This window comes from Brevibacterium sanguinis (genome assembly GCF_003315415.1).
Lineage (GTDB): Bacteria > Actinomycetota > Actinomycetes > Actinomycetales > Brevibacteriaceae > Brevibacterium > Brevibacterium celere_A.
Genome location: NZ_QNSB01000007.1, coordinates 75339 through 101860, shown reverse-complemented (window position 1 = coordinate 101860; position 26522 = coordinate 75339). Strand labels below are relative to the sequence as shown.

At 70.0% G+C, this 26522-nt stretch carries 20 protein-coding genes; 4 read left to right on the top strand and 16 right to left on the bottom strand.

Annotation, left to right across the window (positions count from 1 at the left end; translation table 11 throughout):
- Positions 1–53: 53 nt before the first annotated feature.
- The 9 genes from DFO65_RS11435 to DFO65_RS11395 form a co-directional block, all read right to left on the bottom strand.
- Positions 54–629, bottom strand: coding sequence for a hypothetical protein (locus tag DFO65_RS11435; RefSeq protein ID WP_113904565.1), 576 nt, complete (start codon positions 627–629; stop codon positions 54–56).
- Positions 626–1591 (bottom strand): D-2-hydroxyacid dehydrogenase, encoded by a 966-nt coding sequence (locus DFO65_RS11430; RefSeq protein WP_113904564.1) that lies wholly within the window; start codon positions 1589–1591, stop codon positions 626–628. The genes DFO65_RS11435 and DFO65_RS11430 overlap by 4 nt, the downstream gene beginning before the upstream one ends.
- Complete coding sequence (locus tag DFO65_RS11425) at positions 1533–3260, bottom strand: MDR family MFS transporter (protein ID WP_113904670.1); 1728 nt, start codon at positions 3258–3260, stop codon at positions 1533–1535. The genes DFO65_RS11430 and DFO65_RS11425 overlap by 59 nt, the downstream gene beginning before the upstream one ends.
- Before the next feature lie 8 nt (positions 3261–3268).
- Entirely contained in the window at positions 3269–3910 is a 642-nt protein-coding gene (locus tag DFO65_RS11420) for a TetR family transcriptional regulator (protein ID WP_113904563.1), read from the bottom strand.
- 119 nt (positions 3911–4029) lie between these two features.
- Positions 4030–6063 carry a DNA primase gene (gene dnaG, locus DFO65_RS11415; RefSeq protein WP_113904562.1) on the bottom strand — a complete coding sequence of 678 codons (2034 nt, stop codon included), beginning with the start codon at positions 6061–6063 and terminating at the stop codon, positions 4030–4032.
- 3 nt (positions 6064–6066) lie between these two features.
- Positions 6067–7338, bottom strand: a complete 1272-nt coding sequence (locus DFO65_RS11410; RefSeq protein WP_113904669.1) for a deoxyguanosinetriphosphate triphosphohydrolase — start codon at positions 7336–7338, stop codon at positions 6067–6069.
- 35 nt (positions 7339–7373) lie between these two features.
- Entirely contained in the window at positions 7374–8618 is a 1245-nt protein-coding gene (gene dusB, locus DFO65_RS11405) for a tRNA dihydrouridine synthase DusB (RefSeq protein WP_181778713.1), read from the bottom strand.
- Between the two features lie 5 nt (positions 8619–8623).
- The gene (locus DFO65_RS11400; protein ID WP_113904561.1) at positions 8624–10324 is read right to left on the bottom strand and encodes an ATP-binding cassette domain-containing protein; all 1701 of its coding nucleotides are present in this window, start codon (positions 10322–10324) and stop codon (positions 8624–8626) included.
- 184 nt (positions 10325–10508) lie between these two features.
- Complete coding sequence (locus DFO65_RS11395) at positions 10509–11057, bottom strand: helix-turn-helix domain-containing protein (RefSeq protein ID WP_113904560.1); 549 nt, start codon at positions 11055–11057, stop codon at positions 10509–10511.
- 56 nt (positions 11058–11113) lie between these two features.
- On the opposite strand from DFO65_RS11395, the gene DFO65_RS17390 reads away from it, so the two are divergent.
- The gene (locus DFO65_RS17390; protein WP_113904559.1) at positions 11114–12598 is read left to right on the top strand and encodes an L-lactate permease; all 1485 of its coding nucleotides are present in this window, start codon (positions 11114–11116) and stop codon (positions 12596–12598) included.
- 21 nt (positions 12599–12619) lie between these two features.
- On the opposite strand, the gene DFO65_RS11385 is transcribed toward DFO65_RS17390, so the two are convergent.
- Entirely contained in the window at positions 12620–13948 is a 1329-nt protein-coding gene (locus DFO65_RS11385) for a M24 family metallopeptidase (RefSeq protein ID WP_181778706.1), read from the bottom strand.
- A 174-nt stretch (positions 13949–14122) separates the two neighbouring features.
- Here DFO65_RS11385 and DFO65_RS11380 point away from each other — a divergent pair, with 174 nt between their 5' ends.
- Entirely contained in the window at positions 14123–14608 is a 486-nt protein-coding gene (locus DFO65_RS11380; protein ID WP_113904558.1) for an Lrp/AsnC family transcriptional regulator, read from the top strand.
- The gene (locus tag DFO65_RS11375) at positions 14605–15996 is read left to right on the top strand and encodes an aspartate aminotransferase family protein (protein ID WP_113904557.1); all 1392 of its coding nucleotides are present in this window, start codon (positions 14605–14607) and stop codon (positions 15994–15996) included. The genes DFO65_RS11380 and DFO65_RS11375 overlap by 4 nt, the downstream gene beginning before the upstream one ends.
- Positions 15997–16138: 142 nt before the next feature.
- Here DFO65_RS11375 and DFO65_RS11370 read toward each other — a convergent pair whose 3' ends face one another.
- Together DFO65_RS11370 and DFO65_RS11365 are read right to left on the bottom strand one after the other, a co-directional pair.
- A complete protein-coding gene (locus DFO65_RS11370; RefSeq protein WP_113904556.1) occupies positions 16139–17575 on the bottom strand; it encodes a YibE/F family protein in 1437 nt (478 codons plus the stop codon).
- A gap of 36 nt (positions 17576–17611) precedes the next feature.
- Positions 17612–18994, bottom strand: coding sequence for a glycine--tRNA ligase (locus DFO65_RS11365; RefSeq protein ID WP_113904555.1), 1383 nt, complete (start codon positions 18992–18994; stop codon positions 17612–17614).
- Positions 18995–19410: 416 nt separating this feature from the next.
- Here DFO65_RS11365 and DFO65_RS11360 point away from each other — a divergent pair, with 416 nt between their 5' ends.
- Entirely contained in the window at positions 19411–21228 is a 1818-nt protein-coding gene (locus DFO65_RS11360; protein ID WP_113904554.1) for a DEAD/DEAH box helicase, read from the top strand.
- Positions 21229–21685: 457 nt separating this feature from the next.
- Here the strand turns inward: DFO65_RS11360 and DFO65_RS11355 are convergent, their stop codons facing one another.
- The 4 genes from DFO65_RS11355 to DFO65_RS11340 form a co-directional block, all read right to left on the bottom strand.
- A complete protein-coding gene (locus DFO65_RS11355) occupies positions 21686–22462 on the bottom strand; it encodes an isoprenyl transferase (protein ID WP_113904553.1) in 777 nt (258 codons plus the stop codon).
- On the bottom strand, positions 22459–23187 hold the full coding sequence (recO, locus tag DFO65_RS11350) for a DNA repair protein RecO (RefSeq protein ID WP_113904552.1): 729 nt from the start codon (positions 23185–23187) through the stop codon (positions 22459–22461). The genes DFO65_RS11355 and recO overlap by 4 nt, the downstream gene beginning before the upstream one ends.
- A 107-nt stretch (positions 23188–23294) precedes the next feature.
- Entirely contained in the window at positions 23295–25049 is a 1755-nt protein-coding gene (gene leuA / locus DFO65_RS11345) for a 2-isopropylmalate synthase (RefSeq protein WP_113904551.1), read from the bottom strand.
- Between the two features lie 271 nt (positions 25050–25320).
- Positions 25321–26490, bottom strand: coding sequence for a DUF6636 domain-containing protein (locus DFO65_RS11340; RefSeq protein WP_147233341.1), 1170 nt, complete (start codon positions 26488–26490; stop codon positions 25321–25323).
- Positions 26491–26522: the final 32 nt, after the last annotated feature.

Here is a 26522-nt window from a genome sequence, read left to right as displayed (position 1 = left end):
AAGGCGCCCGCAGCACATGCTGCGGGCGCCTTCTCGTCGTCGGGAGACGGGTCTCAGTCCGAGTCGCCCATCGCCTCGTGCAGCCAGATCGGCGTGAAGTCCGCGAACCGCGCCGCGAGCTCGGCATCGCCCTCGAGCATCGCCGCGAACCTGTCGTCGCCGGCGGCGAGCTCGTTCGCCCAGATCGGTCCGAGGCACGCGAGCAGGGCGCAGGCGACGGCGATCCCGACGGCCAGGACCGGGGTGGTCTCCCACAGCATCACGCCGAAGACCAGCCCGAGCAGTGCGAAGCCGACGGCGACCGCCGTTCCCCCGGCCTGGGACCGCGGCGCCCGCGCGCTGACCGGCCTGCGGGCGGCGACGGAGTCGAGGACGTCGCGGTTGATCCGGGTCCAGGCGACGATCGCCGCGAGGCCGCAGACGATCCCGATCATGATGAGGGTGAATGCGGAGAACAGGAGGACGGCGTCGACCCGCTCCCCCTGCGCCTGCAGGGCTGCGCCGAGCCCGGCGACGAGCATGGCCGCGGCGAGGACGAGGAGACTGAGCAGCCGCGCCCTGCGCACGGCGACGAGCTCGCCGAGCACCCCGGCCAGGAGCTGCCTCTCCGCATGTCTGCGATCGCTCATCGGACGTAGCCCGCGCTCTTGTCGACGGTGTGGGCGAACGGCAGGCCGGCCCGGTGGCGGGCGAAGAGGTCGACGAACTGGTCGGCCAGCCGTCCCCGCCACCCTTCGGTGTCGCCGCTCATGTGCGGGGTGATGATGACGTTGTCCATCGCCCACAGCGGATGATCGGGCGGCAGCGGCTCCTCGGCGAAGACGTCGAGCCCGGCGCCGGCGATCCGTCCCTCGGCGAGGGCGGCGACGAGGGCGGCGGTGTCGACCGTGGCCCCACGGCCGACGTTGATGAGGTGCGCGTGCGGCTCCATCGCGGCGAGCACCTCGGCGTCGATGAGGTTCGCGGTCCGCGCGGTCAGCGGGGCGATGTCGATGAGCCAGTCGACGCCGGAGAGGTGGGAGGCGAGGTCCGCGGAGTCGATGACCCGACCGAAGTCGGGGTCGCCCTCCCGGGCCCGGCTGCCCGCCCCGACGATCTCGACGTCGAGGGCGGCGAGCACCCGGGCGATCTCCCGGCCGATCGAGCCGGTGCCGACGATGAGCGCCCGCGATCCCGCCAGGTCCCGCGACGACCGGCGGTTCCACTTGGACTGCCGCTGGTCCGTGAGCGTCCCGAGCAGGCTCTTGGCGTGGACGAGCATGAAGCCGAGGACGAACTCGGCGATCGGCCGGTCGAAGATGCCGCGCGCGTTGGTGACGACGACGTCCGAGTCGACGAGGTCGGCGAAGAGCAGGGAGTCGACGCCGGCGCTCGCGGCGTGGATCCAGCGCAGGGAGTCGGCCCGGGCGAACTCCGACTCCAGTGCGGTGGAGAAGAAGTCCCAGAGCAGCAGCACCTCGGTGCCGGGCAGTGCGGAGCCGAGCTCCTCGGCGGCGACGATCCGCAGTTCGACGTCGGGCGCCTCTCCGAGCTCAGTCAGCTGCGCGGGAACCCGAGTTCCGGGCGAGTTGAGTATCGTCAGCACCGTCATCCGTGACATCCTTCCCTGTGGTCTGCTCTGCCAGGGTATCGGATGCCCGGTCGACGTCCACGCGGGTGCGCGTCGTCGACTCAGCGCCCAGGCCCTTGGCCAGCGGGGTGCCGGGGAGGAAGAGGAGGAAGACGAAGCCGAGGACGGCCAGGGGCGCCACCCAGAGGAACAGCGGGACGAGGGCGTCGTTGTAGGAGCCGACGATGAGCGAGTGCACGGGTTCGGGCATGTCGGCGACGACCCCCGGCGTCAGCCCGGTCGAGGACACCGCCGGCAGCGGCTGGTCGCCGGCCTTCGCGGACAGCCCCGCCAGTCCGGTCTCGATGTTCTCGAGAAGGCGCTGGGTGAAGACCGATCCGATGAGCGCCATGCCGAGGGTGGCGCCGACCTGCCGGAAGTAGTTGTTCGCCGCGGTGGCCGTCCCGACCATGGACACGGGGAACGCGTTCTGCACGACGAGCACGAGCGTCTGCATGCTCAGGCCGAGTCCCAGGCCGAGCAGCGCCAGGTGCCAGATCGTCTCCCATTCGGAGCTGTCGGCCCGCAGCTGGGACATCAGGGCCAGGGACAGTCCGATGAGGAGGATCCCGACGAGCGGGTAGATCCGGTAGCGGCCCGTGTGGGCGACGACGAAGCCGATGACGGTCGAGGAGATGAGCATCGTCCCCATCATCGGCACCATCATCAGCCCCGCCACGGTCGCATCGATCCCGTGGACCATCTGCAGGTAGGTGGGCATGTACGACAGGACCCCGAACATCGCGACGCCGATGAACAGGCCGGCGGCGGTGCAGAGGAGGAAGTCCCTGTTCCTGAACAGGAACATGGGGATGATCGGCTCGCTGACCTTGGTCTCGACGACGACGAAGGCGATCGCGGCGAGCGCTCCGACGACGATGAGGGAGATGATCTGCCAGGAGTCCCAGTCGTAGTCGTGACCGCCCCACGCCGAGGTGAGCACGATCGCGCTCGTGACGATGGAGATGAGGAGCATGCCCGCGCCGTCGACCTTCGGGCGCGGTCCGTGGGCCCGCTTGGGCACCTTGAGGAAGACGGCCGCGGCGATGAGGGCGAGGATGCCGAGGGGGAAGTTGATGGCGAACGCCCAGCGCCAGCCCGGACCCTCCGTGAGCCAGCCGCCGATCAGGGGGCCGGCGACCGAGGAGACGGCGAAGGCCGAGCCCATGATCCCCATGTACTTGCCGCGTTCGCGGGCGGGGACCACCGAGGCGATGATCGACTGCGAGAGGATCATCATCCCCCCGCCGCCGATGCCCTGGAGCACGCGGCCGAGGATGAGCATGGACATGCCCTCGGCGACGAGCGCCAGGGCGGACCCGGCGAGGAAGCAGCAGATCGCGAACATGAAGAGCGGCTTGCGCCCGAACAGGTCGCCCACCTTGCCGTAGATGGGCATCGTGATCGTCGAGGCGAGCATGAAGGCCGTCGAGACCCACAGCATCTGGTCGACCCCGTCGAGTTCGCCGACGATCGTCGGCAGGGCCGTGGCGAGCACGGTCTGGTTGAGGGAGAACATGAACATGGCGATCATCAGGCCCACGAAGAGGAGGACGATCGCCGAGGTGGTCATCGGTCGGTCCTCGGTGCGGATCGTCATCTCGCCCGTCGGCATCGTCTCGCCGGTTCTCGGCGTCTCGGCATTTCTCATCTGGTCCTTCATCTCAGTCGTTCGAGCACTGTCAGGAAGAGTCGGAGGGACTCCTCGTAGATCGGGTGGGAGCCGCCGCGCTCCTCGACGAGCCCGGGCGAGTGCTTGATCGTCCGTCCCGCGTGGTGCAGGGGCACCATGCACAGCTGGGTGAGCATCCTCGAGCTGCGCCGTGCCGAGTCCTCGCTCGAGAACTCCTGGCCCAGGTGCTCGAGTCTCGCCCGCACGTGCTCGGCGAGCCGCTCCTCGAGGGCCTCGGCCCGCTCGAGGCGCTTGCTCACGAGCTCGGGGTGGCGCGCGAAGAGCAGACGCCGTCTGGCCGGGGTGTCGGGGTGGAGGGATCCGATGAACAGGGCCTCGCTGATGAAGCGGGCGGTGTCCTCGGCCAGGGTGTCCAGCCCGGCCTCGGAGTGCACGTAGGCGTCGACGAGCTGGGCGTCGACGTCGGACTCGTCGAGCCCGACGATCGCGTCCTCCTTCGTCGCGTAGTAGTTGAAGAAGGTGCGCGTGGAGACCCCGGCGTCGGCGGCGATGGCGGCCACCGTCGCCGCTTCCAGGCCGTCCTCGAGCACCCGCGTGACGGCGGCCTCGTGGAGGGCGTTGCGGGTCAGCCGCGCCTTCTTGGCGCGCAGCGATTCAGTGGTGGCCATGCCTCCATTTTGCATGCTGTGCATCTTTGCATCAAGTGCAAACTTTCATCTGTGCACGAAATCACGCGGTTCGCGCGGCGGCGTGTGTCAGTGCCGCACGCCGAGGCGGGAGGAGCTGCTCACATGAGCGCGCGGAGGCGGGCGCGGTGCTGCTCGAGGACCTGCAGCTGGCCGAGCAGGTTCGTCCCCGACTGCGTGTCGGAGGGATCGAGCCGCTGGAGCCGGGAGTGGAGCTCGCCGGCGATCCGTTCGAGGTCGTAGTCGAAGAGGCGGGCGACGATCCCCTGGGCGAACCGTTCGGCGCTCACCCCTTCGGCGATGGGCAGCGGGGTGACGAGCAGCTGGGTGACGTAGGGGCGCAGATCCTCGGGGCTGACCGCGAGCACCGCCTCGGTCCACCGGGACTGCTCCCCTCCGGCGGAGCGCAGTCCGCCTGCCTCCTGGATGGCGGCCTGGATCCGGCGCAGTCCCGGGTGCTCGAAGGCCCTGGCCGAGAGGGAGTCGAAGAGCTTCGCGTTGACGAACTCGGGGTGCTGGAGGGCGACCATGAGCGCGCCCTTCTCCGTCTTCAGCCGGGCCGGGCTGATCGGGGCCGACAGGTTCGAGACGTCCGGGCGCTCGTCGTAGACGTACTCGAGCGCCGTGTCCTCCCCGCCGGGCCCCGGCGCCGGTGCGGGAGCCGGGCCGGGTTCCGGGTTCCACGTCCGCTGCACGGGATCGCTCGGCGGCTGCGCCCCCGGTCCCGCCGGGCGGTCGGCCGGCCGGCCGGCGCCGCGTCCCGGGGCCCGCCCGCCGTCGGGGCGGACGGGGTCGCTCGACCGGCCGCGCTGCGGGCGCTTCCGTGCCGCCTTGACCGCGGACTCCACCTCGGCGATGTCGACACCGATCCGCCCGGCGACGAACCGGTAGTAGTGGCTGAGGCTCGTGCGGTCCCGGATGCCGGTGAGCACCTCGGCGGCCGCCTTCACCGCCGAGATCCGCCCCTCGACGGAATCGAGGTCGAAGCGGGCGATCGACGTGGTGATGACGAACTCGAAGAGCGGCTTGCGGGCGTCGACGAGCTCGCGCAGCGCCCCGTCACCCTTCTGCATCCGCAGGTCGCAGGGGTCGAGGCCGTCGGGCTCGACGGCGACGAAGGTCTGCGCGGTGAACTCGGCCTCGAACTCGAAGGCCTTGAGCGCGGCCTTCTGCCCGGCCTCGTCCCCGTCGAAGGTGAAGATCACCTCGCCGCTCGAGTCGTCGCCGAGCAGCCTGCGGACGATCTTCACGTGCTCGGCGCCGAAGGCCGTTCCGCACGTCGCGACGGCCTGGGTGACCCCGGCCAGGTGCGCGGCCATGACGTCGGTGTAGCCCTCGACGATGACCACGCGCTTGGTCTTGGCGATGTCCCGCTTCGCGAGGTCGAGCCCGTAGAGGACCTGGTTCTTGCGGTAGAGCGCGGTCTCGGGGGTGTTGAGGTATTTCGGTCCCTGGTCGTCGTCGAAGAGACGGCGGGCGCCGAAGCCGATCGTCCGGGCGGTCATGTCCTTGATCGGCCACACCAGGCGGCCCCGGAACCGGTCGTAGATCCCCCGACCGCCCTCGCTCGCCAGGCCGGCGGCGAGGATCTCCTCGTCGCTGAATCCGGCACGGCGCAGATGGGACGTCAGGGCGTCCCAGGACTTCGGGGCGAAGCCGAGGCCGAAGTCCCGGCTCGAGTGGGTGGGGAAGCCGCGCCCGGTGAGGAAGTCGCGGGCGATCTCCCCCGCCTCGGTCTCCAGCGCCGCGGCGAAGAAGTTCCCGGCGACCTCGTGCATCTCGAGCAGCCGCTGCCGGCGGCTGGCCTGCTCGCGGTCGGGGCCCTTGCCGTCCTCGTAGCGCAGGTGCATGCCGGCCTTGGCCGCGAGCGCCTCGACGGCTTCGACGAAGCTCAGCTGCTCGACCTTCTGGAGGAAGGAGAAGACGTCGCCGGATTCCCCGCAGCCGAAGCAGTGGTACATGCCGACCTGGGGTCTGACGTGGAAGGACGGGGTCTTCTCGTCGTGGAAGGGGCACAGTCCCTTGAGGGAGCCGATGCCGGCGGTCTTGAGCGTGACGAACTCGCCCACCACCTCGTCGATGCGGACCCGGCTGCGGAGCTCGTCGATGTCCTCCCGTCTGATCAGGCCGGCCATGGTTTAGAGTCGATCCCCCGCTCCGGCCTGGATCCGGTGGTAGAGCGTCCACGCGGAGTGATCGGTGAGCGAGGCGATCTGGTCGACGACGACGCGCAGCCGGGAGGCGTCGTCGGCGGCCTCGAGGTAGTCGGCGCGGAACATCGGGTCGAGCGTGTCCGGGGCCTGCGAGTACCATTCGGCCAGCGAGGTGAGCACGGTCGACTGGATGTCGTGGAGGCGCAGCCGATCCTCGGCGACCATGACCGTCAGTGTCGCCATCCCCTTGAGCACCGCGATCTCGATGACCGTGGCCTCCGGGACGACGAGGGAGGCGGCGTAGCGGGCCAGCGGCTCCCAGCCGTACTCCTCGCGGGTCGCGGCCTCGGCGGCGGCGACGAAGCGGCCGATGAGCTGGCTGGTCAGGTGCTTGAGCGCGGCCTGGGCGCGGCGGGACCCGTCATAGGCCTCCGCCGGCCAGTAGGACGCGGCCTGCAGGCGCTCGAGCGCCCGGTCCATGTCGGCATCGTCGACGCCGGGCAGGTACCACTGCCGGGTGATGGCGAACAGTTCGGCCCGCCTCGCCTCGGAGGCGAACTCGGGCAGCCTCAGGTGTCCGGCGACAATCGCGTCCTCGACGTCGTGGACGGAGTAGGAGATGTCGTCGGCGAGGTCCATCACCTGCGCCTCGAGGCACTTCCTCCCGTTGGGGATGCCGTCGCGGTAGAAGGTGAACACCTCGGCGTCGTCGTCGTAGACGCCGAACTTGAACACCCCGGAGTCGCGCTTGCTCACGGCCTCGGCGCGCGTCCAGGGGTACTTGGTCAGGGCGTCGAGGCTGGCGCGGGTGAGGTTGAGCCCGGCGGGACGACCGTCGGGGGCGAGCACCTTCGGCTCGATCCGCGTGACCAGGCGCAGCGTCTGGGCGTTGCCCTCGAACCCGCCGATGTCGGCGCAGACCTCATCGAGGATCGTCTCCCCGTGGTGGCCGAAGGGCGGGTGGCCGAGGTCATGGCTGAGGCAGGCGGTGTCGACGATGTCGGGGTCGCAGCCCAGGTAGCGCGCGAGCTCGCGCCCCACCTGGGCGACCTCGAGGGAGTGGGTGAGCCGGGTCCGGACGAAGTCGTCGGTGCCGGGTTCGACGACCTGGGTCTTGGCCCCCAGGCGCCGCAGACCCGCGGAGTGGAGGACGCGGGCCCGGTCGCGCTGGAACGCCGAGCGGCGCGGGTTCTTCGCCGGTTCGCTCACCCAGCGCGCCTCGTCCCAAGCAGTGTAGGCCGCGACGGCCCCCGACATCGTCGACGCCGGAGGATAGGGATTCGACGGCACGCTCAGCCTCCCGAGATGTCGAGTTCGGCCTCGGAGAGCAGGGACTGCCCCGAGGGATCGAAGACGCGGGAGTCCAGCCAGCCCTCGGGCAGGTGCGGCCGCTTCGGCCGGGTCGTGCGTCCCCGCGATCCCTCGGCCGCCTCCCCCGGGTAGGGGGCGTCGTGGTCGAGCTGGGCGAGCAGCTCCTCGAGCTCGGCCAGGGAGGAGACCATGGCGAGCCGGCTGCGCAGGTCTCCCCCGACCGGGTAGCCCTTGAAGTACCAGGCGATGTGCTTGCGCAGGTCGCGGACGCCGTGGAACTCGTCCTCGTAGTAGTCGACGAGGTACTCGCCGTGTTTGTACACGGCCCGGCCCACCTCGGCGAGTCCGGGACGGTGCCTGACCGGGCTGCCGCCCAGCGCGTTCGCGAGGTCGCCGAACAGCCACGGCCGCCCCTGGCAGCCGCGGCCGATGACGACGCCGTCGCAGCCGGTGCGGTTCATCATCTCGAGGGCGTCCTCGGCGGCGAAGATGTCGCCGTTGCCGAGCACGGGCACGGTGTCGCCGAGGTGGTCCTTGAGGCGGGCGATCGCGTCCCAGTCGGCCTGTCCGGAGTAGAGGTCGGCGGTGGTGCGCCCGTGCAGGGCGACCGCGGCGACACCCGCGTCGCGGGCCATCTCCCCGGCCTCGAGATAGGTGAGGTGGTCCTTGTCGATGCCCTTGCGCATCTTCACCGTCAGCGGGACGTCTCCGCGGGAGGCCTCGCGGACGGCGCCGGTGACGATCGCGGCGAACAGGTCCTTCTTCCACGGCAGCGCCGAGCCGCCTCCCTTGCGCGTGACCTTGGGCACGGGGCAGCCGAAGTTGAGGTCGATGTGATCGGCGCGGTCCTCCTCGACGAGCATCCGCACGGCCGCCGAGATCGTCTCCGGATCGACTCCGTAGAGCTGCACGGAGCGTGGCGTCTCGTAGGGTTCGTGGTGGATGATGCGCATGCTCTTGGGACTGCGCTCGACGAGCGCCCGGGAGGTCACCATCTCGGTCACGTAGAGACCGGCGCCGTACTCGCGGCACAGCCGCCGGAACGCGGTGTTGGTGATGCCGGCCATCGGCGCGAGCACCACGGGCGAGGACAGCTCGATCCCGCCGATGCGCAGGGGCTTCACGGCAGGGGCGGGCACCGGGGCGGACCGGGCGGACGTCGGGGCGGCTGTCCCCGCGGACGCCGGCGGGGCGGTCGGGGATGCGGACTCGTGGCTGGGGCTGATGACACTCACCGTCCCATTATCCCAAAGGCGTCCAAATCGGTCATGCGCAGCTCCTCGACGTCCCACGTCGACTCGAGTCCGAGGTCGGCGGCGAGCCGTTCGTCATGGGTGACGACGAGCATCGCGCCGCCGAATCCCTCGAGGGCGGAGACGAGGGCGGCGAGCGAGGACAGGTCGAGGTTGTTCCCCGGCTCGTCGAGGACGAGCAGCTGCGGGGCGGGCTCCTGGAGCAGGGCGCGGGCCAGTGCCACGCGGAACCGCTCCCCGCCGGAGAGCGTCGAGCACACCTGCTCGGTCCGGCCCGCCCGCAGACCCATCGCGGCCATCATCTCGTGGACCCGGTGCTTCGTCAGTCCCGGAGTGCGCTCCCGGACCGCCTCCATGATGCTCAGCCCAGGCGGCAGCCGGTACTGCTGGTCGAGGTGGGCGACCGGGACGTGCACGTTCACGTCGAGTCCCGGGAACAGACGGTCGAGCCGGGCCGCCGCGGAGCCCGCTCTGGTTGCCGAGCCTCCGTCCTCCTCGGCGCGTGCGGTGTCTGCCCGGAGTCCTTCCGCGTGCGCCGTGATCGCGGTGAGCAGCGTCGACTTGCCCGCGCCGTTGGGCCCGGTGAGCCGGATCCGCTCGGGCCCGACGATCGACAGGGGGCGGGCGAGGGCCGCGGTGTCGATCTCGAGGACGCGCCGGCCCGGGTGGACGGCGGTGTCGGGCAGATGCACGGTGATCCTCGGGTCCTGCCGCAGTTCGTCACGGGCCGCCTGCACCTGGCCCTTCGCCTCGGCTTCGTCGTGGGCCTTGTCCCCGCGGCGCTTGGCGGCGCTCTTCTGCGCCGAGTTGGTCAGCCCGTTCATGACGATCTTCGGCCGCCGCTTGTTCGCATTGTCGGTGGCCGCCTTCCGGTCCGCGCGCGCGAGCTTCGTCTCGAGCTCGATGCGCTGCCGCTTCTCGACGGCGAGCGTCCGCTTGGCGTCGACGAGCGCCTGCCGCTTCGCCTCCTCCTCGGCGGCGACCATGTCCTCGTAGTCGCTGAAACCGCCGCCGTAGACGCGCAGCTCGTCGGTCATCTCGACGATCGCGTCTACCTCCTCGAGCAGTTCGCGATCATGGGAGATGACGAGCGTGGGCCCGCTGCGAGCATTGAGCAGCGCCGTGAGCCTGGCGCGCCCCGCCGCGTCGAGGTTGTTGCTGGGCTCGTCGAGGATGAGCCAGCGTCCGCCGGCCAGCGCCGCCCGGGCGAGACCGACCCGCATCGCCTCGCCTCCGGAGAAGGTGCTGATCGGGCGGTCGAGGTCGGAGGGCTCGAGGGTGAGCCCCGCCTCGGCGAGGGCGCTGAGCGCCTGTTCCTCGATGTCCCAGTCATCGCCGATGACCTCGAAGTCGTGCGCTGTCGCCTCCCCGGCGAGAGTGCGCAGGAGGGCGGCGCGGCGGTCGGCGATGCCGAGCGCCGCGTCGACGGACGCCTCGGCGTGGGGCAGGAGCTGGTCGATGGACACGGCCGGTGCGGCCCCGGTGACGGTGCCGGTGACGACCATGCCCGGCGGCAGGGGCAGCCCGGCGAGGATCGTGGCGAGGGTGGACTTGCCCACCCCGTTGTCGCCGACGAGCCCGACGAGGGCGGCGGGGATCGTCGCAGTCAGCGGTCCGAACACCTCGGTGTCGTCGCCGAGGCGGCAGTGGAGTCGGGAGATGGAGATGGCGAAGGACATGCGTGGCCTCATTTCATGCGCTGGTGATGCGGGCCCGTGGCACCCGCATGGGCGGAAATGAGGTCTTACTTCACGTCGGCTGTGTCCTCGGCTCGGGAATGGTCCGGATCCAGGATGCCCGAGACTCACGTCCAGGTCAAGGAGACGACGGTCCGGCCGCACGGCCCGAGCCCATCCCCAGGGGTCAGAGGATCATGAGGATGAGCTCGGCGGGACGCTCCCCGGGATTCGAGAGCTGATGGGGGACGTCGCCCGGCGCCTGAGCGCAGTCCCCGGCCTGGAGCCTCGTGGTCCGGTCGATCGTGACGATCTCGACGACCCCGGAGAGGACGAAGAAGGTCTCCCGGGCGCCGCTGCGATGGGCGCTGAACGAGGCGGTCTCGCAGTGCGGGTCGAGCCGGTAGTGGACGACCTCCAAGTTCTCGACCGGTGCGGGCAGATCCCGACGCCAGGTCCCGGTGCCGTACGCGCTCGTCCCGCTGATCGAGGCGCTCGGGGTGACGACGACCTCCGGGGTCGCGAGGAGTTCGCCGACGTCGACGCCGAGCGCCCGGGACAGGGCCATCGCATTGGACACCGAGGTGTCCTGCTCGCCGCGTTCGATCTTCGACAGCGCCGCACGGGAGATGCCGGCGCGGACGGCGAGTTCGTTGAGCGTGAGCCCGTTGTACTTGCGGCGAGCGCGGATGCGGGCCCCGAAGACCTTGGCTCCGAGTTCTTCTGCCTTCGACATGGTTCCACTATAGTTGATTCTTGAATAGTGGACTCTGTTCCAGCAAAGGATGATTGATGCCGATGGCAGCTCTGGCCCTGACACCCCTCCTGCTCGCCATCGCCCTCCTGGTGGCTCGGCAGAGCGCGTGGATCGCCGCCACGGCGGGACTGGTCGCGGCCGCCCTCGTGGCGCTCTCCGCCTTCCCCACTGCGGTGCCGGTTCTCCGCGAGTCCGCCCTCGGCTACTTCCCCCTCATCGTCGAGGTCGCCCTCATCCTGCTCTTCGGGATGATCCTGGCCCGGCTGCTCGAGTCGAGCGGGGCGATGCGGGAGATCTCCCGCTGGGTCGAGGACCTGGCACCGAGTCGGCCGCTCGGGGTGGCCCTCGTCGTGTTCGGGATCGTGCCCTTCGCCGAGTCGGTGACCGGGTTCGGGATCGGAGTGACGATCGGGGTGCCGATCCTCGTCCACCTCGGCGCCACGCTGCGGCACTCGGCCCTGCTCGGGCTCCTCGGGCTCATCGCGGTCCCCTGGGGCGCCCTCGGCCCGGGCACCACGGTGGCCGCGGCCCTCGCGGGGCTCGACGTCGACGCCCTCGGGCTCGCGACGGCCCGGATCAATCTCATTCCGGTCGTCGTCGTCACGGTCTCGGTCCTCCTCCTCACCCGTCCGGGCCTCGGCGGGACGATCGGCACCGTCGCCGCGGCAGGGCTGCTGTGGGTCGGCATCCTCGGGGCGAACGCGCTTGTCGGCATGGCTCCCGCCGGCATCATCGGGTCCGTTCTCGTCATCGCGGCCATGGGCTCGCTCTTCGCCGTGCGCGCCCGTCGGCGCTCGAGAGGATCGGGCGCCGGCGGGGACTCAGCCGGCGCGGGACCCGGCAGGAGCGCCGATTCCGGCGCCGGTCCGGATGCGGGTCCGGGCGCGGGGCCGGGCGCGGGGCCGGGTCTGCGTCGGGCCCTCCTGCCCTATGGGGTGCTCACCCTCGGGCTCCTCATCGCCAGGGCCGTCGCCGCCGCGCTCCCCGCGGTGTGGACCGAGGTGCTCGCCTCTCCCCCGTTCTGGCTGGCGGTCGCCTGCGCCGCCGCCGGCGCCTTCGGCGCGCGGGCGACGGTCCGTGCCGCCGCCCGCTCCTGGGTGCCCATCGGCGCCGCGACCGCGGCCTTCATGCTCATGGGGTGGATCATGACGACGACGGGCATGAGCACGGCCATAGGGTCGCTCCTGCCTGCCGGACTCATCCTGCTCACCCCCTGGCTGACCGTCGCCGGCTCCATCCTCACCGGCTCGAACACGGGTGCCAACTCGATGTTCGCCGGCACCCTCGACGCCGCGGCGACGGCCGCGGGGGTGTCGAGCGCCGGCGTCGTCGCCGCCGGCAACGCCGCGGGCTCCCTCGCGGCCCTGGCCGCTCCCCCGCGGGTCGCGATGGCCGTCCAGCTCGCCGCTCCCGGGGCGACGGTCTCGGCGCGCGACGTCTCCGCGGTCCAGGCGCGCGCCCTCGTCGTCAGCGCCGTCGCCGCCCTGGCCATCGGCCTGTGGATCCAGCTCACCCTCTGACAGGCACCCACGCGCCCGGCATCAGAGCCGGATGATCTCCCGGGGGAACGAGGTGAATGCCTCGCACCCGGTGTCGGTGACGAGGATCGACTCGGAGAGCTCGTAGCCGTAGCCGTTCATCCACATCCCGCAGATGAGGTGGAAGGTCATCCCCGCCTCGAGCACCTGCTCGTCCTCGGTGCGGATCGAGATCGTCCTCTCACCCCAGTCCGGCGGATAGCCGATCCCGATCGAGTAGCCCAGCCGGCTCGGCTTCTCGAGACCGGCGACGGCGAGGATCCGGTTCCATGTGCGGGCGAGCTCCGCGGTCGCCGTCCCCGGCGCAGCCGCCTCGAGGACCGCCGCCAGCGCCTCGGCGACGACGCCCTCGAGGCGGACGAGCTCCTGCCGGGGGCGGCCGACGACCGCGGTGCGGGCCAGCGGCACGTGATAGCGCCGGTGCACTCCGGCGAGTTCGACGCTCACCGCCTCGTCGGCGACGAACCGTCGGTCGCTCCAGGTCAGATGCGGCGTGTCCGCGCTCTCCCCGGTCGGGAGCATGGGCACGATGGCCGGGTAGTCGCCCCATGCCCGCCCGCGGCCCCGCGCCTGGGCCGCCGCGATCGCGGAGGCGACCTCGTGCTGGCCGATTCCGACCCCGAGCGTGCCGAGGGCGGCGTCCATCGCCGCGGTCGTCACCTCGGCGGCGCTGCGCATGATGGCCACCTCGTCGGCGGACTTGATCGCCCGGATCCAGTTGACGAGCTCGAACGAGTCGACGAGCCGCCATTCGGGCACCCCGTTGACCAGTGCCCGGAAGGCCCGGGGTGAGAAGAAGTGCGAGTCCATCTCGACCCCGACCGGGGTCGCCGAGGCGCGGGCGACCTCCCAGCGCTGGCGCAGAGCGAAGGCCACCCAGTCGAACGGGTGGATGTGGGGCCGCTGCACGTAGCGCTCGGGGTAGCCGACGATGTCCTCGGGCGGCAGCCAGGACGTGTGGGTGGCGCCGTGCGCGTCCATGTCACGGAGGAAGAGCGTGAGCGGGCCCGACGCGGGGACGAAGAGCAGCTGCGGGGTGTAGAACGACCACGCGTTGTAGCCGGTGAGGTAGTAGATGTTGGCCGGGTCCGTGACGATGAGCGCCGACAGTCCCTGGTCGCTCATCCGCCCGCGCACTGCCGCGATCCGGCCCAGGTACTCCTCGGGGGAGAACGTCAGCGACCGCGAGCCGATCGTGTCGACGTCTCCCGGCCGCGGCTCGGGGCGCGAGCGCACGTCCTGGGAGGCCCTTCCCTGGTCGCTGCCGGGGCGCATGCCCGCCAGCTCCGGCCGGGCCTGATCGCCGGCGGAGAACAGCTCACCTTCGTTCATGCGACCAGTCTGGTGAGGGACTTCACATCATGTCAATGGCCGCCGGATTGCCGCCGTCGGATGACGGATTCCCGAACAGAAACCTGGACATTCGACTGATTCCGCAAACGGAAGTGCGCATTCCGACTGATTCAATGATAGATTGGCGTGAGACTCAAGTCACGGAGGTGAAGAATGGCCCCACTCCTGCCAAGCGGAGGCGACCAGCGTCTGGGCAACCTCGATGAGAAGTCCAAAGCGATCATCGTCGAGCTGCAGCATGACGGACGCAAGTCGTACTCCGCCATCGGCAAGACAGTCGGGCTGTCGGAGGCCGCCGTGCGCCAGCGGGTCTCCAGGCTCATCGAATCGGGCGTGATGGAGATCGTCGCCGTCACCGATCCGCTGAGCCTGGGCTTCGCCCGTCAGGCCATGGTGGGGCTGAAGGTCCGCGGCGACATCTCCAAGGTGGCCGACAGGCTCCACGGCTACGACGAGATCGACTATCTCGTCGTCACTGCGGGGTCCTTCGACATCCTTGTCGAGATCGTCTGCGAATCCGATCGACACCTGATCGAGTTCGTCAATGGGGAACTCCGGTCGATCGACGCCGTCGTCGACACGGAGCTCTTCATGTACCTCTCACTGGAAAAGCAAAAATACAATTGGGGGACAAGATGACAGAGAATGTCACCAGGTCTGGCACCGCGTATCAGGATGCCATTCGCAACAACGTGTGGATGCACATGAGCCCGCACCAGTCGCTGTTCGACGGCGGAGAAGCGCCGATCATCACCCGCGGCGAGGGCAACTACATCTTCGACGACAAGGGCAAGCGCTACCTCGACGGTCTCGCCGGCCTGTTCACCGTCCAGGTCGGGCACGGTCGTGAGGAGATCGCCAAGGCGATGTACGACCAGACGCTCAAGCTGCCCTTCATGCCGCTGTGGTCGTTCGCCCATCCGCAGGCCATCGAGGTCTCGGAGCGCCTGGCCAGCTATGCGCCCGGCGACCTCAACCGCGTGTTCCTCACCTCCGGCGGCGGCGACTCCGTCGAGTCGGCGATGAAGCTCGCGAAGAACTACTTCAAGGTCACCGGCAAGCCCGGCAAGCACAAGATCATCTCCCGTGCGACCGCCTACCACGGCACCCCGCACGGCGCCCTGTCCGTGACCTCCCTGCCCGGGCTGCGCGAGCAGTTCGCCCCTCTGGTCCCCGGCGCCCACAAGGTGCCCAACACCAACTTCTACCGTGCACCCGAGGCCTACGCCCACGACGAGAAGGTGTTCGGCCGTTGGGCCGCCGACCGCATCGGCGAGGCCATCGAGTTCGAGGGCCCCGACTCCGTCGCGGCTGTGTTCCTCGAGCCGGTGCAGAACTCCGGCGGCTGCTTCCCGCCGCCTCCCGGGTACTTCGACCGTGTCCGCGAGATCTGCGACGAGTACGACGTGCTCCTCGTCTCCGACGAGACGATCTGCGCCTATGGCCGCATCGGCGACATGTTCGCCTGCAACGACTTCGGCTACGTCCCGGACATCATCACCAGCGCCAAGGGCATCACCTCGGGCTATGCTCCGCTCGGTGCGATGATCGCCCACGATCGTCTGTTCGAGCCCTTCGGCCCCGGCGGGGACGAGACCTACTACCACGGCTACACCTTCGGCGGTCACCCCGTCGCCTGCGCCGCCGCCATGGCGAACTTCGACATCTTCGAGTCCGAGAAGCTCAACGACCACGTGCACGAGAACGCCGCCGCGTTCAAGTTCACGCTCGAGAAGCTCAAGGACCTGCCGATCGTCGGCGACGTCCGCGGCGAGGGCTTCTTCTACGGCATCGAGCTCGTCAAGGACCGCGACACCAAGGAGTCCTTCACCGAGGAGGAGTCGGAGCGGATCCTCAAGAACTTCGTGTCCGCGAAGATGTACGAGAACGGCCTGTACTGCCGCGCCGACGACCGGGGAGACCCGGTCATCCAGCTCTCGCCCCCGCTGACCGTGGGTCAGGCGGAGTTCGACGAGATGGAGCAGATCATCCGCGGCGTCCTCGAGGAGGCCTGGACCAAGCTCTGATCTGACGGCCGGCCGGGCCGAGCGAGCGCCACCGCCGCGCAGTCCGGACAGCCGAGAAGGCGGCTGCCCCACCCTCTCCGGATGGGGCAGCCGCCTTCGTCGTATGCAGAATGTCGCCCAGTCGTCCGCTGAGGCTCACCCCTCAGCGTCCGCCGTCCTCCTCGAGGCGACGCCGCTCCCGGCGGGTCAGCGGCTGCTTGCCGGCACCGGGCTCCGGCGCACCGGCGGCATCTGCTGCCGCACCGGGCTCCGGCCGGGCCGCCCCAGCAGGCTGCCGGGCCTCGGAGGACGCGCCACCCGCCTCGGCGGTGAGCCCTGCGGTGGCGGTGAGCCCTGCGGTGGCGGTGACGGCGAGGTGCTCGGCCTCGTCGGGATCGGTCGTCCGGGGAACGTCCCGCGCCGGCCGCAGCCCCGACTTCACGACGAGCACGCCGAGGCCCGTGGTCAGCGGGATCGCGATGACCAGCCCGATCGAGCACACGAGGATGCTCACGACCTCGATCGACATCTCGCCCAGGGTCAGCGATTCGAAGAACGACTGGTCGTGGGCGGAGACGATGATCAGCGTCATCAGCGCGGAGCCCACATAGGCGAAGGTGATGGTGTAGACCGTCGAGGCGATGTGGTCGCGTCCGATGCGCATCGCCCGGGCGAACAACTGGCTCGCCCGCAGGTCCGGGGCCACGGTCGCGAGCTCCCACACCGCCGAGGCCTGCGTGATGGTGACGTCGTTGAGGACGCCGAGGCCGGTGATGAGGATCGCGCAGACGATGAGATCCGACATCGACAGGTCGGTCGTGTCGGCGAGGAGGAACCCGTCCTCGGTGTAGGCGATCCCGAGGTTCGCCCACGAGGTCATCCAGGCGCCGAGGACCCCGGTGAGGATGATGCCGAGCACGGTGCCGAACAGCGCCGTCGTCGTCCTCGTCGAGATCCCGTGGGCGAGGTAGAGGGCGATCACCATGATCGCACTCGCCGAGACCATCGCGACGAGTACAGGCGGCTGGGAATCGAGGATCGCGGGCAGCATGAACACGAGGAGCACGACGCCCGCGAAGCCCAGCCCGATGAGCGCCCGCAGCCCCCGGAGGCCCGCCACCGCGAGGACGACGATCGCATAGAGGATCGCGAGCACGAGCAGAGGGACGTCCCGGTCGTAGTCGATGAAGACGTAGTCGGTTCCCGTCTCCGCCCGGTCCGGCGACCGGGTGAAGTCGAGGACCTTGACCGTGTCGCCCACGCCGATGCCCGCCTCGATCGCGTCAGGGGTGACGTAGAGGCTGCCCGGTCGACCGTTCGCCTCCGCCTCGAATGTCGTGCACTCCGCCAGCAGCATAGGGTCGCCCCCGGCGTCCGCGCAGTCCGAGGCGTCGACGGCGGTGACCGTCGCCACGGTGTCCGCGACGCCCTCGGCGGAGTTCGTCGTCGGCCCGCCGCCGGGCAGGTCCGTGTCGGACCCGCCCGGCCACAGGAGGAAGAGCCCGGCCACCGTGAGCCCGAGAAGCGGCACGAGGCAGACGATCATGAGCAGTCGGACCCGTGGCGACGCCCTGGGCACCCGGTGCGAGGTCATGTGCATGGTGACTCCCTGTTCGCCGAGCCGGTCCCGCCGGTCTCAGGCCCCGCCGAGTGCCGCGGCGAGGTAGTCCTCGACCTTGTCGATGCTCACCCGCTCCTGGCTCATGTCGTCGCGCTTGCGGATCGTCACGGCCTGGTCGTCGAGCGAGTCGAAGTCGAACGTGATGCACAGGGGCGTGCCGATCTCGTCCTGGCGGCGGTAGCGGCGGCCGATCGCCCCGGCGTCGTCGAAGTCGATGTTCCAGCGCCTGCGCAGCCGTGCGGCGAGCTCGCGCGCCTGCGGGGAGAGCTTCTCGTTGCGGCTCAGCGGCAGGACCGCGGCCTTGACCGGGGCCAGTCGCGGGTCGAGCCTGAGCACGATGCGCTTGTCCGTGCCGCCCTTCGTGTTGGGTGCCTCGTCCTCGGTGTAGGCCTCGACGAGGAAGGCCATCATCGAGCGGGTCAGCCCGAAGGAGGGCTCGATGACGTAGGGGGTGTAGCGCTCACCGCTGGCCTGGTCGAAGTACTGCAGCTTCGTGCCCGAGGTCTCGGTGTGGGTCCCGAGGTCGTAGTCGGTGCGGTTGGCCACCCCCATGAGCTCGCCCCATTCCGAGCCCTGGAAGCCGAACCGGTACTCGATGTCGACGGTGCCCGAGGAGTAGTGCGCGCGGTCCTCGGCCGGGACGTCGAGGCGCCGCACGTTGTCGGTGGAGATGCCGAGGTCGATGAACCAGTTCCAGCAGTCCTCGACCCAGTCCCGGTAGGACCGGTCGGCGTCGTCGGGGTGGACGAAGTACTCGATCTCCATCTGCTCGAACTCACGGGTACGGAAGATGAAGTTGCCCGGGGTGATCTCGTTGCGGAACGCCTTGCCGATCTGGCCGATGCCGAACGGCGGCTTCCTGCGGGCGGCGGTGACGACGTTGTTGAAGTTGACGAAGATGCCCTGAGCGGTCTCGGGCCGCAGGTAGTGCAGTCCCGCCTCGGAGTCGACGGGGCCGAGGAAGGTCTTGACGAGTCCGGAGAACTGCTGCGGCTCGGTCCACTGCCCACGGGTGCCGCAGTCGGGGCAGACGACGTCGGCCATGCCGTTCTCCGGGGCCTTGCCGTGCTTGGACTCGTAGGCCTCGACGAGGTGGTCCTCGCGGTGGCGCTTGTGGCAGCTGAGGCACTCGACGAGGGGATCGACGAAGGTCTCGACGTGGCCCGAGGCCTCCCACACCCGCTTGGGCAGGATGATCGAGGAGTCGAGACCGACGACGTCCTCACGGCCGCGGACGAAGGTCTGCCACCACTGGGTCTTGATGTTGTCCTTGAGCTCCACACCCAATGGTCCGTAGTCCCACGCCGAGCGGGACCCGCCGTAGATCTCTCCGGCCTGGAAGACGAATCCCCTGCGCTTGGCGAGGGCGATGACGGCGTCGAGTTTGGACTGTGCCACTTGTGATGCTCCTTGGGGTAGTTCGCCGACGGCCGGCTGCCGTGGCGCGCGAGGTCAAGCCTATCGTCTCCGGCCCCGCGCCCACCGTCGGCCGGAGCCGACGACCGGGCGCCGCGCCCACCGTCGGTCCGAGCCGGCGACGGGCGCGAGCGGGGTCGGCCCGCCGATGGGCGACGGAACTCACACCCGCCGATCGCCTCGGCGAGGGCGACCCGTGTAGAATCGGGGGTACACCCAAACCTTCACCGTCACGGATGTGCGTGCCGCCCGCTCGGGCGGCCATGCCCCAAGACGATCTTGGATCTCGTACGGATTCGGCCCGGATTGCTCACGAATGATTGCACAAGCGGCCGCAGGGTAGATCGCCACTACAGTCATCTGCGATCAAGTGTGTGTCAACGTGAGAGAGAAAACTCATGACCGAATCAGCACAGTCCACCACCGAGACCCCGGCCTTCTCCGACCTCGGCCTTCACCCCTCCGTCCTCGCCGCCGTGGACGCCCTCGGCTACGAGACCCCCTCCCCGATCCAGGCGGAGACGATCCCCGCCCTCGTCGAGGGCCGTGACGTCATCGGCCTCGCCCAGACCGGCACCGGGAAGACCGCCGCGTTCGCGCTGCCCGTCCTCTCCCACCTCGCCGAGGCGGGCCGGGCCCTCGACGGCCCGTTCGCCCTCGTGCTCACCCCGACCCGCGAGCTCGCGCTCCAGGTCGCCGAGGCGTTCACCTCGTATGCGACCAACCTCGACGACTTCTCCGTCCTCCCCATCTACGGCGGGCAGTCCTACGGTCCGCAGCTGGCCGGGCTCAAGCGCGGGGCGCAGGTCGTCGTCGGCACTCCCGGACGCATCATCGACCACCTGAAGAAGGGCTCGCTCAAGCTCGGCAGCCTCGAGCACCTCGTGCTCGACGAGGCCGACGAGATGCTCAAGATGGGCTTCGCCGAGGACATCGAGGAGATCTTCCAGCAGACCGGTGATTCGCGTCAGGTCGCCCTGTTCTCCGCGACGATGCCGTCCTCGATCCACCGGATCACCGGCAAGTACCTGAGCAATCCGAAGGAGGTCCGGGTCGCCTCGAAGTCGCAGACGGGTGCCAACATCCGCCAGCGCTACTTCATGGTCCAGCACTCCCACAAGCTCGACGCGCTCACCCGCATCCTCGAGGTCGAGGAGTACGACGGCATCATCATGTTCGTCCGCACCAAGCAGGCCACCGAGGAGCTCGCGGAGAAGCTGCGCGCTCGCGGCTTCAAGGCCTCGGCGATCAACGGCGACATCCCGCAGCAGGCCCGTGAGCGCACGGTCGAGATGCTGCGCGAGGGCAAGATCGACATCCTCGTCGCCACGGACGTCGCCGCCCGCGGTCTCGACGTCGAGCGCATCTCCCTCGTCGTCAACTTCGACATCCCCCACGACACCGAGTCCTACGTCCACCGCATCGGCCGCACCGGTCGCGCGGGACGCTCGGGCGAGGCGATCCTCTTCATCACCCCGCGCGAGCAGCGGCTGCTCGGCTCGATCGAACGGGCGACGAAGCAGAAGGTCGAGGCCCTCGTCATGCCCAGCGTCGAGGAGCTGACGAACACCCGCGTCGAGAAGTTCACCAAGCGCATCGACGATGTGCTGGCGAGCACCGAGCTCACCGAGCTCGCGACGATCATCGAGCAGTACGAGCTGTCCCGCAATGTGCCCGCCACCGACATCGCCGCGGCCCTGGCCTCGCTGGTCCTCGACGGCACATCGCTCAAGGCAGAGCCGATGCCCGAGCCGGGTCGGGGGCGCGACCGCGCCCGCGACGCCGGTCCCGGCGCTCGGGACGGGGGCCGGCGCGAACGTGCTCCGCGCAGCCGTGAGGGCATGGTCACCTATCGTCTGGCCGTGGGCCGCAATGAGCGCCTGCAGCCCGGTGCCGTCGTCGGCGCGATCGCCAACGAGGGCGGGATCACCTCGAAGCAGATCGGGCACATCGACATCCGCTCGAACCACACGCTCGTCGACCTGCCCCAGGACCTCGATCCCTCGGTGCTGCGGAAGCTGCAGCACACCGAGATCCAGGGTCGTCCCATCGACATCCGTCCCGACTCGGGCCGCCCGGGATCGGCGCGCTCGTTCACGAAGAAGCGCAACTTCGACAAGCAGCCCGGCGGCGGGAAGAGCTTCCGCGGCGATCGCCGCTCCGGCGGCAAGAAGTACGGCAGCGATCGCGGCAGCTACGACCGCGACCGCTACTGATCGCCGAGGCGTCGGCACCGGGCACTGAACCTCCCGCGTGAGCCGAGAACGGGCCCGCATCCCCTCCGGATGCGGGCCCGTTCTCCATTCAGCCACTACTCCACTCGGCGGCCCGGCGTCGCTGCTCCACGTGGTCGCGTGGGCCCCGCTCCGGCCGCTGCCCCACTTTGTCGCGTGCGCCCGACCCTGGCCGCTGCCCCACTTTGTCGCGCTGGACCCAGCTCTGAACGGGGCCGGCGCGACAAAGTGGGGCAATGGCCGGCATCAAGTGGGGCCAGCGCCACGAACTGGGGCCGGCGCGACGAAGTGGGCCGGCGCGACAAAGTGGGGCCGGCGCGACGAAGTGGGCCGGCGCGACAAAGTGGGGCCGGCGCGACGAAGTGGGCCGGCGCGACAAAGTGGGGCCGGCGCGGCGAACCGGGCCCGCATCCTCTCCGGATGCGGGCCCGTTCTCGGCTCAGGCGCTGGGGCGGTCGACCGCGGCGCCGAACCGGCGGTCGCGGCGGGCGTACTCCTCGATCGCGGCCCACAGCGTGCGACGGTCGACGTCGGGCCACAGGACGTCCTGGAACACCATCTCCGCGTACGCGGTCTGCCAGAGGAGGAAGTTCGAGATCCGCTGCTCCCCCGACGACCTGAGGAACAGGTCGACATCGGGAACCTCGGGCGCGTAGAGCCGTGAGCGCAGCGCCTTCTCCGTGATCCTGCCGGGGCGGCGCTTCCCCGCGGCCACCTCGGCGGCGATCTCGTTGACCGCGTCGACGATCTCCGAGCGTCCTCCGTAGTTGACGCAGAACTGGAGGACGAGCCCCCTGTTGTGCTTGGTCAGCTCGGCGGCGGACTCGAGCTCGGCGATGACGGATCGCCACAGGCGTCCGCGTCTCCCCGACCACACGATGCGCACGCCCAGGGCGTGGAGCTCGTCGCGCCGGCGTCGGATGACGTCCCGGTTGAAGCCCATGAGGAAGCGCACCTCCTCGGGAGAGCGCTTCCAGTTCTCCGTGGAGAAGGCGTAGGCGGACAGGTACTCGACCCCGATCTCGATGGCTCCGTGGATGACGTCGAGCAGCGAGGCCTCTCCGGCCTTGTGGCCCTCGGTCCGCGGCAGTCCGCGCTGATTGGCCCAGCGGCCGTTGCCGTCCATGACCACGGCGACGTGCCGGGGCACGAACTTCCGGTCGATGTGCGGAGGCCGGGCACCGCTGGGGTGCGCGGGCGGGGCGGGAAGGCTCATGTGCGCTCCAGTACTCTCAGCGATCGGATGTTGCGCTCGAGGTGCCACGACACCCAGTCGGAGACCATCTTCGATCCGTCGATCTGGTCGTGGAGGTCCGAGGCCTCCGCGCGCTCCCAGTCCCCCGACAGCAGGGCCGCGAGGTGCTCGAGGGCGTCGGTGTCGGGCAGGGCGGCGCCGGAGGGACGGCAGTTCGTGCACACCGCTCCGCCGAGCGAGGCGGAGAACGCGCGGTGGGGCCCCGGTCGTCCGCACTGGGCGCAGTCGAGCAGGCTCGGCGCCCAGCCGGCCACCGACATCGCGCGCAGCAGGTACGCGTCGAGGGACAGCCTCGGCGGGTGCTCGCCTTTGCACAGGGACCGGATCGCGGAGACGAGGAGGAGGAACTGGGTCCGGGAGACCGGTTCGGCCTCGGTGATCCGGGATGCCGTCTCGGCCATCACGGTCGCCGCCGAGTACGCGTCGTAGTCGGCGCCGATCCCCCGGGCGAAGGGCTCGATGAGCTCGACCTGGGTGACGATGTCGAGGTTGCGGCCGACGTGGCACTGGATGTCGACGAACATGAACGGCTCGAGCCGCGAGCCGAAGCGCGACTTCGTGCGCCGGACGCCCTTCGCCACTGCCCGGACCAGCCCATGGCTGCGGGTGAGGACAGTGACGATGCGGTCGGCTTCGCCGAGCTTGTGCCCGCCGAGGACGATGCCTTCATCACGATAGTTGTGCACCCGCCCATTATCGCAGAGCACGGCGGGAACAGCGTCCCGCCGCGCTCTGCCCTCTCACGTGAGTTCGACCTCGCCGAGGCGGCCGCGGCGCACCCGGTGCAGCGGGCTCAGCGTTCCCGGATGGCGCGGTTGACGGCGGAGACGACGGCCTTGAGCGAGGCCTTCGTGATGTTCGGGTGCAGTCCCGCACCCCAGACCACGCGATCCTCGTGGGCGAGTTCGACGTAGGCCGCCGCCATCGTGTCCGCCCCCGAGCCGATGGCGTGCTCGGTGTAGTCCTGCAGCCTGACGTCGAGGTCGAAGTTGTTGTTGAGCACGCCGACGAAGGCGTCGATGGGTCCCTTGCCGAGTCCTTCGTAGGTGCGCTCCTGACCGTCGACGAGGAGCGTGACCTCGATGCGCTCGGATTCGCCGGAGTCGTCGACCGATCCGGAGTCGCTGCGCAGGGAGAGGATCTGGAACCGGCCCCAGGCCGTGTCCGGGTCGTCGCTGGGCAGGTACTCGTGATTGAAGATCCGGCGGATCTCCTCGGCGGAGACCTCCCCGCCCGCCTCGGTGTGCTGCTGCACGGCGCGGGAGAACTCGACCTGCATCCGCCGCGGCAGATCGAGACCGTATTCGCTCTTGAGCAGGTAGGTGACCCCGCCCTTGCCCGACTGCGAGTTGACCCGGATGATCGCCTCGTAGGTCCGGCCCAGGTCCTTGGGATCGACCGGGAGGTAGGGCATGTCCCATTCCATGAGGTCGACCGGCACGCCCTGCTCCTTGGCCTTCCTCTCACGGTCCGCGAACGCCTTGTTGATGGCGTCCTGGTGGGAGCCGGAGAAGGAGGTGAAGACGAGGTCGCCGCCGTAGGGATGACGTTCGTGGACGCCGATCTGGTTGCACTCGGTGACGGTGCGGATGACCTCGTCGATGTCGGAGAAGTCGAGTTCGGGGTCGACGCCCTGGGTGTAGAGGTTGAGCGCGATGGTGACGAGATCGAGGTTGCCGGTCCGCTCGCCGTTGCCGAACAGGCAGCCCTCGATGCGATCGGCCCCGGCCATGATCCCCAGCTCGGCCGCCGCGACGCCGGTCCCTCGGTCGTTGTGGGGGTGCAGGGAGACCGCGACCTCGTCGCGGTAGGGCATGTTCCGGCAGAACCACTCGATCTGGTCGGCATAGGTGTTCGGGGTGCCGCGCTCGACGGTGGCGGGCAGGTTGACCACGGTCTCCCGACCGGCCGCCGGCTGCCAGGTGTCGAGCACGCTGCCGACGATGTCGAGGGCGAACTCCGGCTCGGTGTCGACGAAGATCTCCGGCGAGTACTGGTAGCCGAAGTCGGCGTCGGAGAGCAGGGTCTCGGCGTGCTTCATCACCGCCTGGGTGCCGCGCAGGGCGATGTCCCGGGTCTGGTCGTAGCCGTCGCCGTCGAATCCGAACACGACCTTGCGGAAGACGGGGGCGGTGGCGTTGTAGAGGTGGACCGTGGGCATCTTCGCCCCGACGAGCGATTCGACGGTGCGCTCGATGAGGTCCTCACGGGCCTGGGTGAGCACGGAGATCCGCACGTCGTCGGGGATCGCGTCCTGCTCGATGATCTCGCGGACGAAGTCGAAGTCGACCTGGCTGGCGGCCGGGAATCCGACCTCGATCTCCTTGAAGCCCAGCTTGACGAGCAGATCGAACATCCGGCGCTTGCGGTCGGGCGTCATCGGGTCGATGAGCGCCTGGTTGCCGTCGCGCAGATCGGTGCTCAGCCAGCGGGGGGCCTTGCGGATGACCTGGTCGGGCCACGTGCGGTCGCGCATGTCGAGCGAGATGCGGTCCTGGAAGGACTTGTACTTGGCGAAGGGCATGGGGGTGGGCTGCTGCAGATTCATCGTTCCTCAATCATGGGTCCTGTGCTTTCACCAGCATAAGAAACTCCGCGGCGGGTGTGCTGTGAGTTCAGGACCCGTCGCGGCAGGGAAGGAGGAGCAGAGAGTGTGCCACGGGAACGAACCTAGCCCGTGGACGGCCGGAGCCCCGGAATCGTCCACATCTCAAGACGCCGTCGTCCCTGCGCACATAGCGCAGGGACGACGGCGCCCACCGAGGCGTCGTCCGGCGTCCTCGGTCGCAGGTGCCGGGTCCTCGCGCCGAGGCGGGGGCTCAGTTGGTGAAATCGACGCCGGCGCGGCGCACGGTGAAGCCGACGCCCGTCGAGTCGGAGGTGCAGCTCATGCCCTCCCTCGTCGAGGTGCACGTCATCCCCTCGGCCGAGATCGACTCCCCGTAGCCGAGGACCTGCGTGGGTCCGCCCGGGGTCGGCGCCTCACGGCAGGAGAACCCGGCGCTGTCGCTGTTGGCGACGACGATCGATCCCCAGTTCTCGAGCTGGCAGTCGGCGGGTTTCTCGGGCGGCTGGTACTCGTACGCGGAGATCACGCAGCGGGCCCGCTCCGGGTCGATCGTGCAGGTGATGTTCCCCGACGGGGAGGAGAAGGACTCACTGGCCTGCGGAGGCGAGGAGGTTGCCGGATCCTGGGAGTCGGGCGCGGGGTTCGTCGCGGCTCCGGTGGTCGGGCCGCCGGCCACGGTGTCCCGGCCCTGCATGGAGTCCCAGGCGATGTAGCCGACGATGCCGAGCGCGGCGACGAGGGCGATCGAGGCGAGCACCCACAGCCAGGCCGGGACCTTCTTCGTCTCCGGGTCCCGCCGGTGCGGTCCCCCGGGTCCCGGATGACCGCCGGGCCCAGGATGCCCGGGGCCGATCGGTCCGGCCGGCCCGCCCGGCGCCGATCCGCCTGCCCCGTACCCGGCGGAGTACCCGGGCGCCGGGGTGCGGTAGGGGGAAGCGGTCTGCGGCCGGGGCCCGCCGGCCGTCGTATCGGGGGTTCGGGCCTGCGCCGTCGGCGGGACCGGGCCCTGCGGCGGGACCGGACCCTGCGCTGTCGGCGGGACCGGACCCTGCGCTGTCGGCGGGACCGGGCTGTGCGGATTCCATGCCCGCGGTTCGGCGGCGGCGAGCGCCGCCGCGATGTCGGCCGAGCTCACCTGCGGCGCTTCGGTTCCCGCGTCATCGTGCTCCGGGTCGCCGGCTCGCGCGAGCTCCCTGAGCTCCTCGAGACTGAGCACCTCGGTCGCCTCGGCGCCGTCGGAGGAGACCATCGAGCGCAGACGCTCGATCTCCTCGGCGCTCAGGGCCTGGGTGGAGCCATCGGCATCGGCCGACCTGTCCTGCCCGATGAACAGCTGCGTCGTGATCGAATCCGGAGACTCCTCGGCCGGTTTCCGACGCCCGGGGCGCGGAGGGTGGTTGGGCACGGGTGGAATGCTCATGACCGATATTTTCTCACAGTCGCTGCCACGGG

Bases quoted from the DNA above. Each gene is read 5' to 3' on its own strand.
- DFO65_RS11435 (WP_113904565.1), bottom strand. From the start codon at position 629: ATGAGCGATCGCAGACATGCGGAGAGGCAGCTCCTGGCCGGGGTGCTC.
- DFO65_RS11430 (WP_113904564.1), bottom strand. From the start codon at position 1,591: ATGACGGTGCTGACGATACTCAACTCGCCCGGAACTCGGGTTCCCGCG.
- DFO65_RS11425 (WP_113904670.1), bottom strand. From the start codon at position 3,260: ATGAGAAATGCCGAGACGCCGAGAACCGGCGAGACGATGCCGACGGGC.
- DFO65_RS11420 (WP_113904563.1), bottom strand. From the start codon at position 3,910: ATGGCCACCACTGAATCGCTGCGCGCCAAGAAGGCGCGGCTGACCCGC.
- dnaG (WP_113904562.1), bottom strand. From the start codon at position 6,063: ATGGCCGGCCTGATCAGACGGGAGGACATCGACGAGCTCCGCAGCCGG.
- DFO65_RS11410 (WP_113904669.1), bottom strand. From the start codon at position 7,338: ATGTCGGGGGCCGTCGCGGCCTACACTGCTTGGGACGAGGCGCGCTGG.
- DFO65_RS11400 (WP_113904561.1), bottom strand. From the start codon at position 10,324: ATGTCCTTCGCCATCTCCATCTCCCGACTCCACTGCCGCCTCGGCGAC.
- DFO65_RS11395 (WP_113904560.1), bottom strand. From the start codon at position 11,057: ATGTCGAAGGCAGAAGAACTCGGAGCCAAGGTCTTCGGGGCCCGCATC.
- DFO65_RS17390 (WP_113904559.1), top strand. From the start codon at position 11,114: ATGCCGATGGCAGCTCTGGCCCTGACACCCCTCCTGCTCGCCATCGCC.
- DFO65_RS11385 (WP_181778706.1), bottom strand. From the start codon at position 13,948: ATGAACGAAGGTGAGCTGTTCTCCGCCGGCGATCAGGCCCGGCCGGAG.
- DFO65_RS11380 (WP_113904558.1), top strand. From the start codon at position 14,123: ATGGCCCCACTCCTGCCAAGCGGAGGCGACCAGCGTCTGGGCAACCTC.
- DFO65_RS11375 (WP_113904557.1), top strand. From the start codon at position 14,605: ATGACAGAGAATGTCACCAGGTCTGGCACCGCGTATCAGGATGCCATT.
- DFO65_RS11370 (WP_113904556.1), bottom strand. From the start codon at position 17,575: ATGCACATGACCTCGCACCGGGTGCCCAGGGCGTCGCCACGGGTCCGA.
- DFO65_RS11360 (WP_113904554.1), top strand. From the start codon at position 19,411: ATGACCGAATCAGCACAGTCCACCACCGAGACCCCGGCCTTCTCCGAC.
- DFO65_RS11355 (WP_113904553.1), bottom strand. From the start codon at position 22,462: ATGAGCCTTCCCGCCCCGCCCGCGCACCCCAGCGGTGCCCGGCCTCCG.
- leuA (WP_113904551.1), bottom strand. From the start codon at position 25,049: ATGAATCTGCAGCAGCCCACCCCCATGCCCTTCGCCAAGTACAAGTCC.
- DFO65_RS11340 (WP_147233341.1), bottom strand. From the start codon at position 26,490: ATGAGCATTCCACCCGTGCCCAACCACCCTCCGCGCCCCGGGCGTCGG.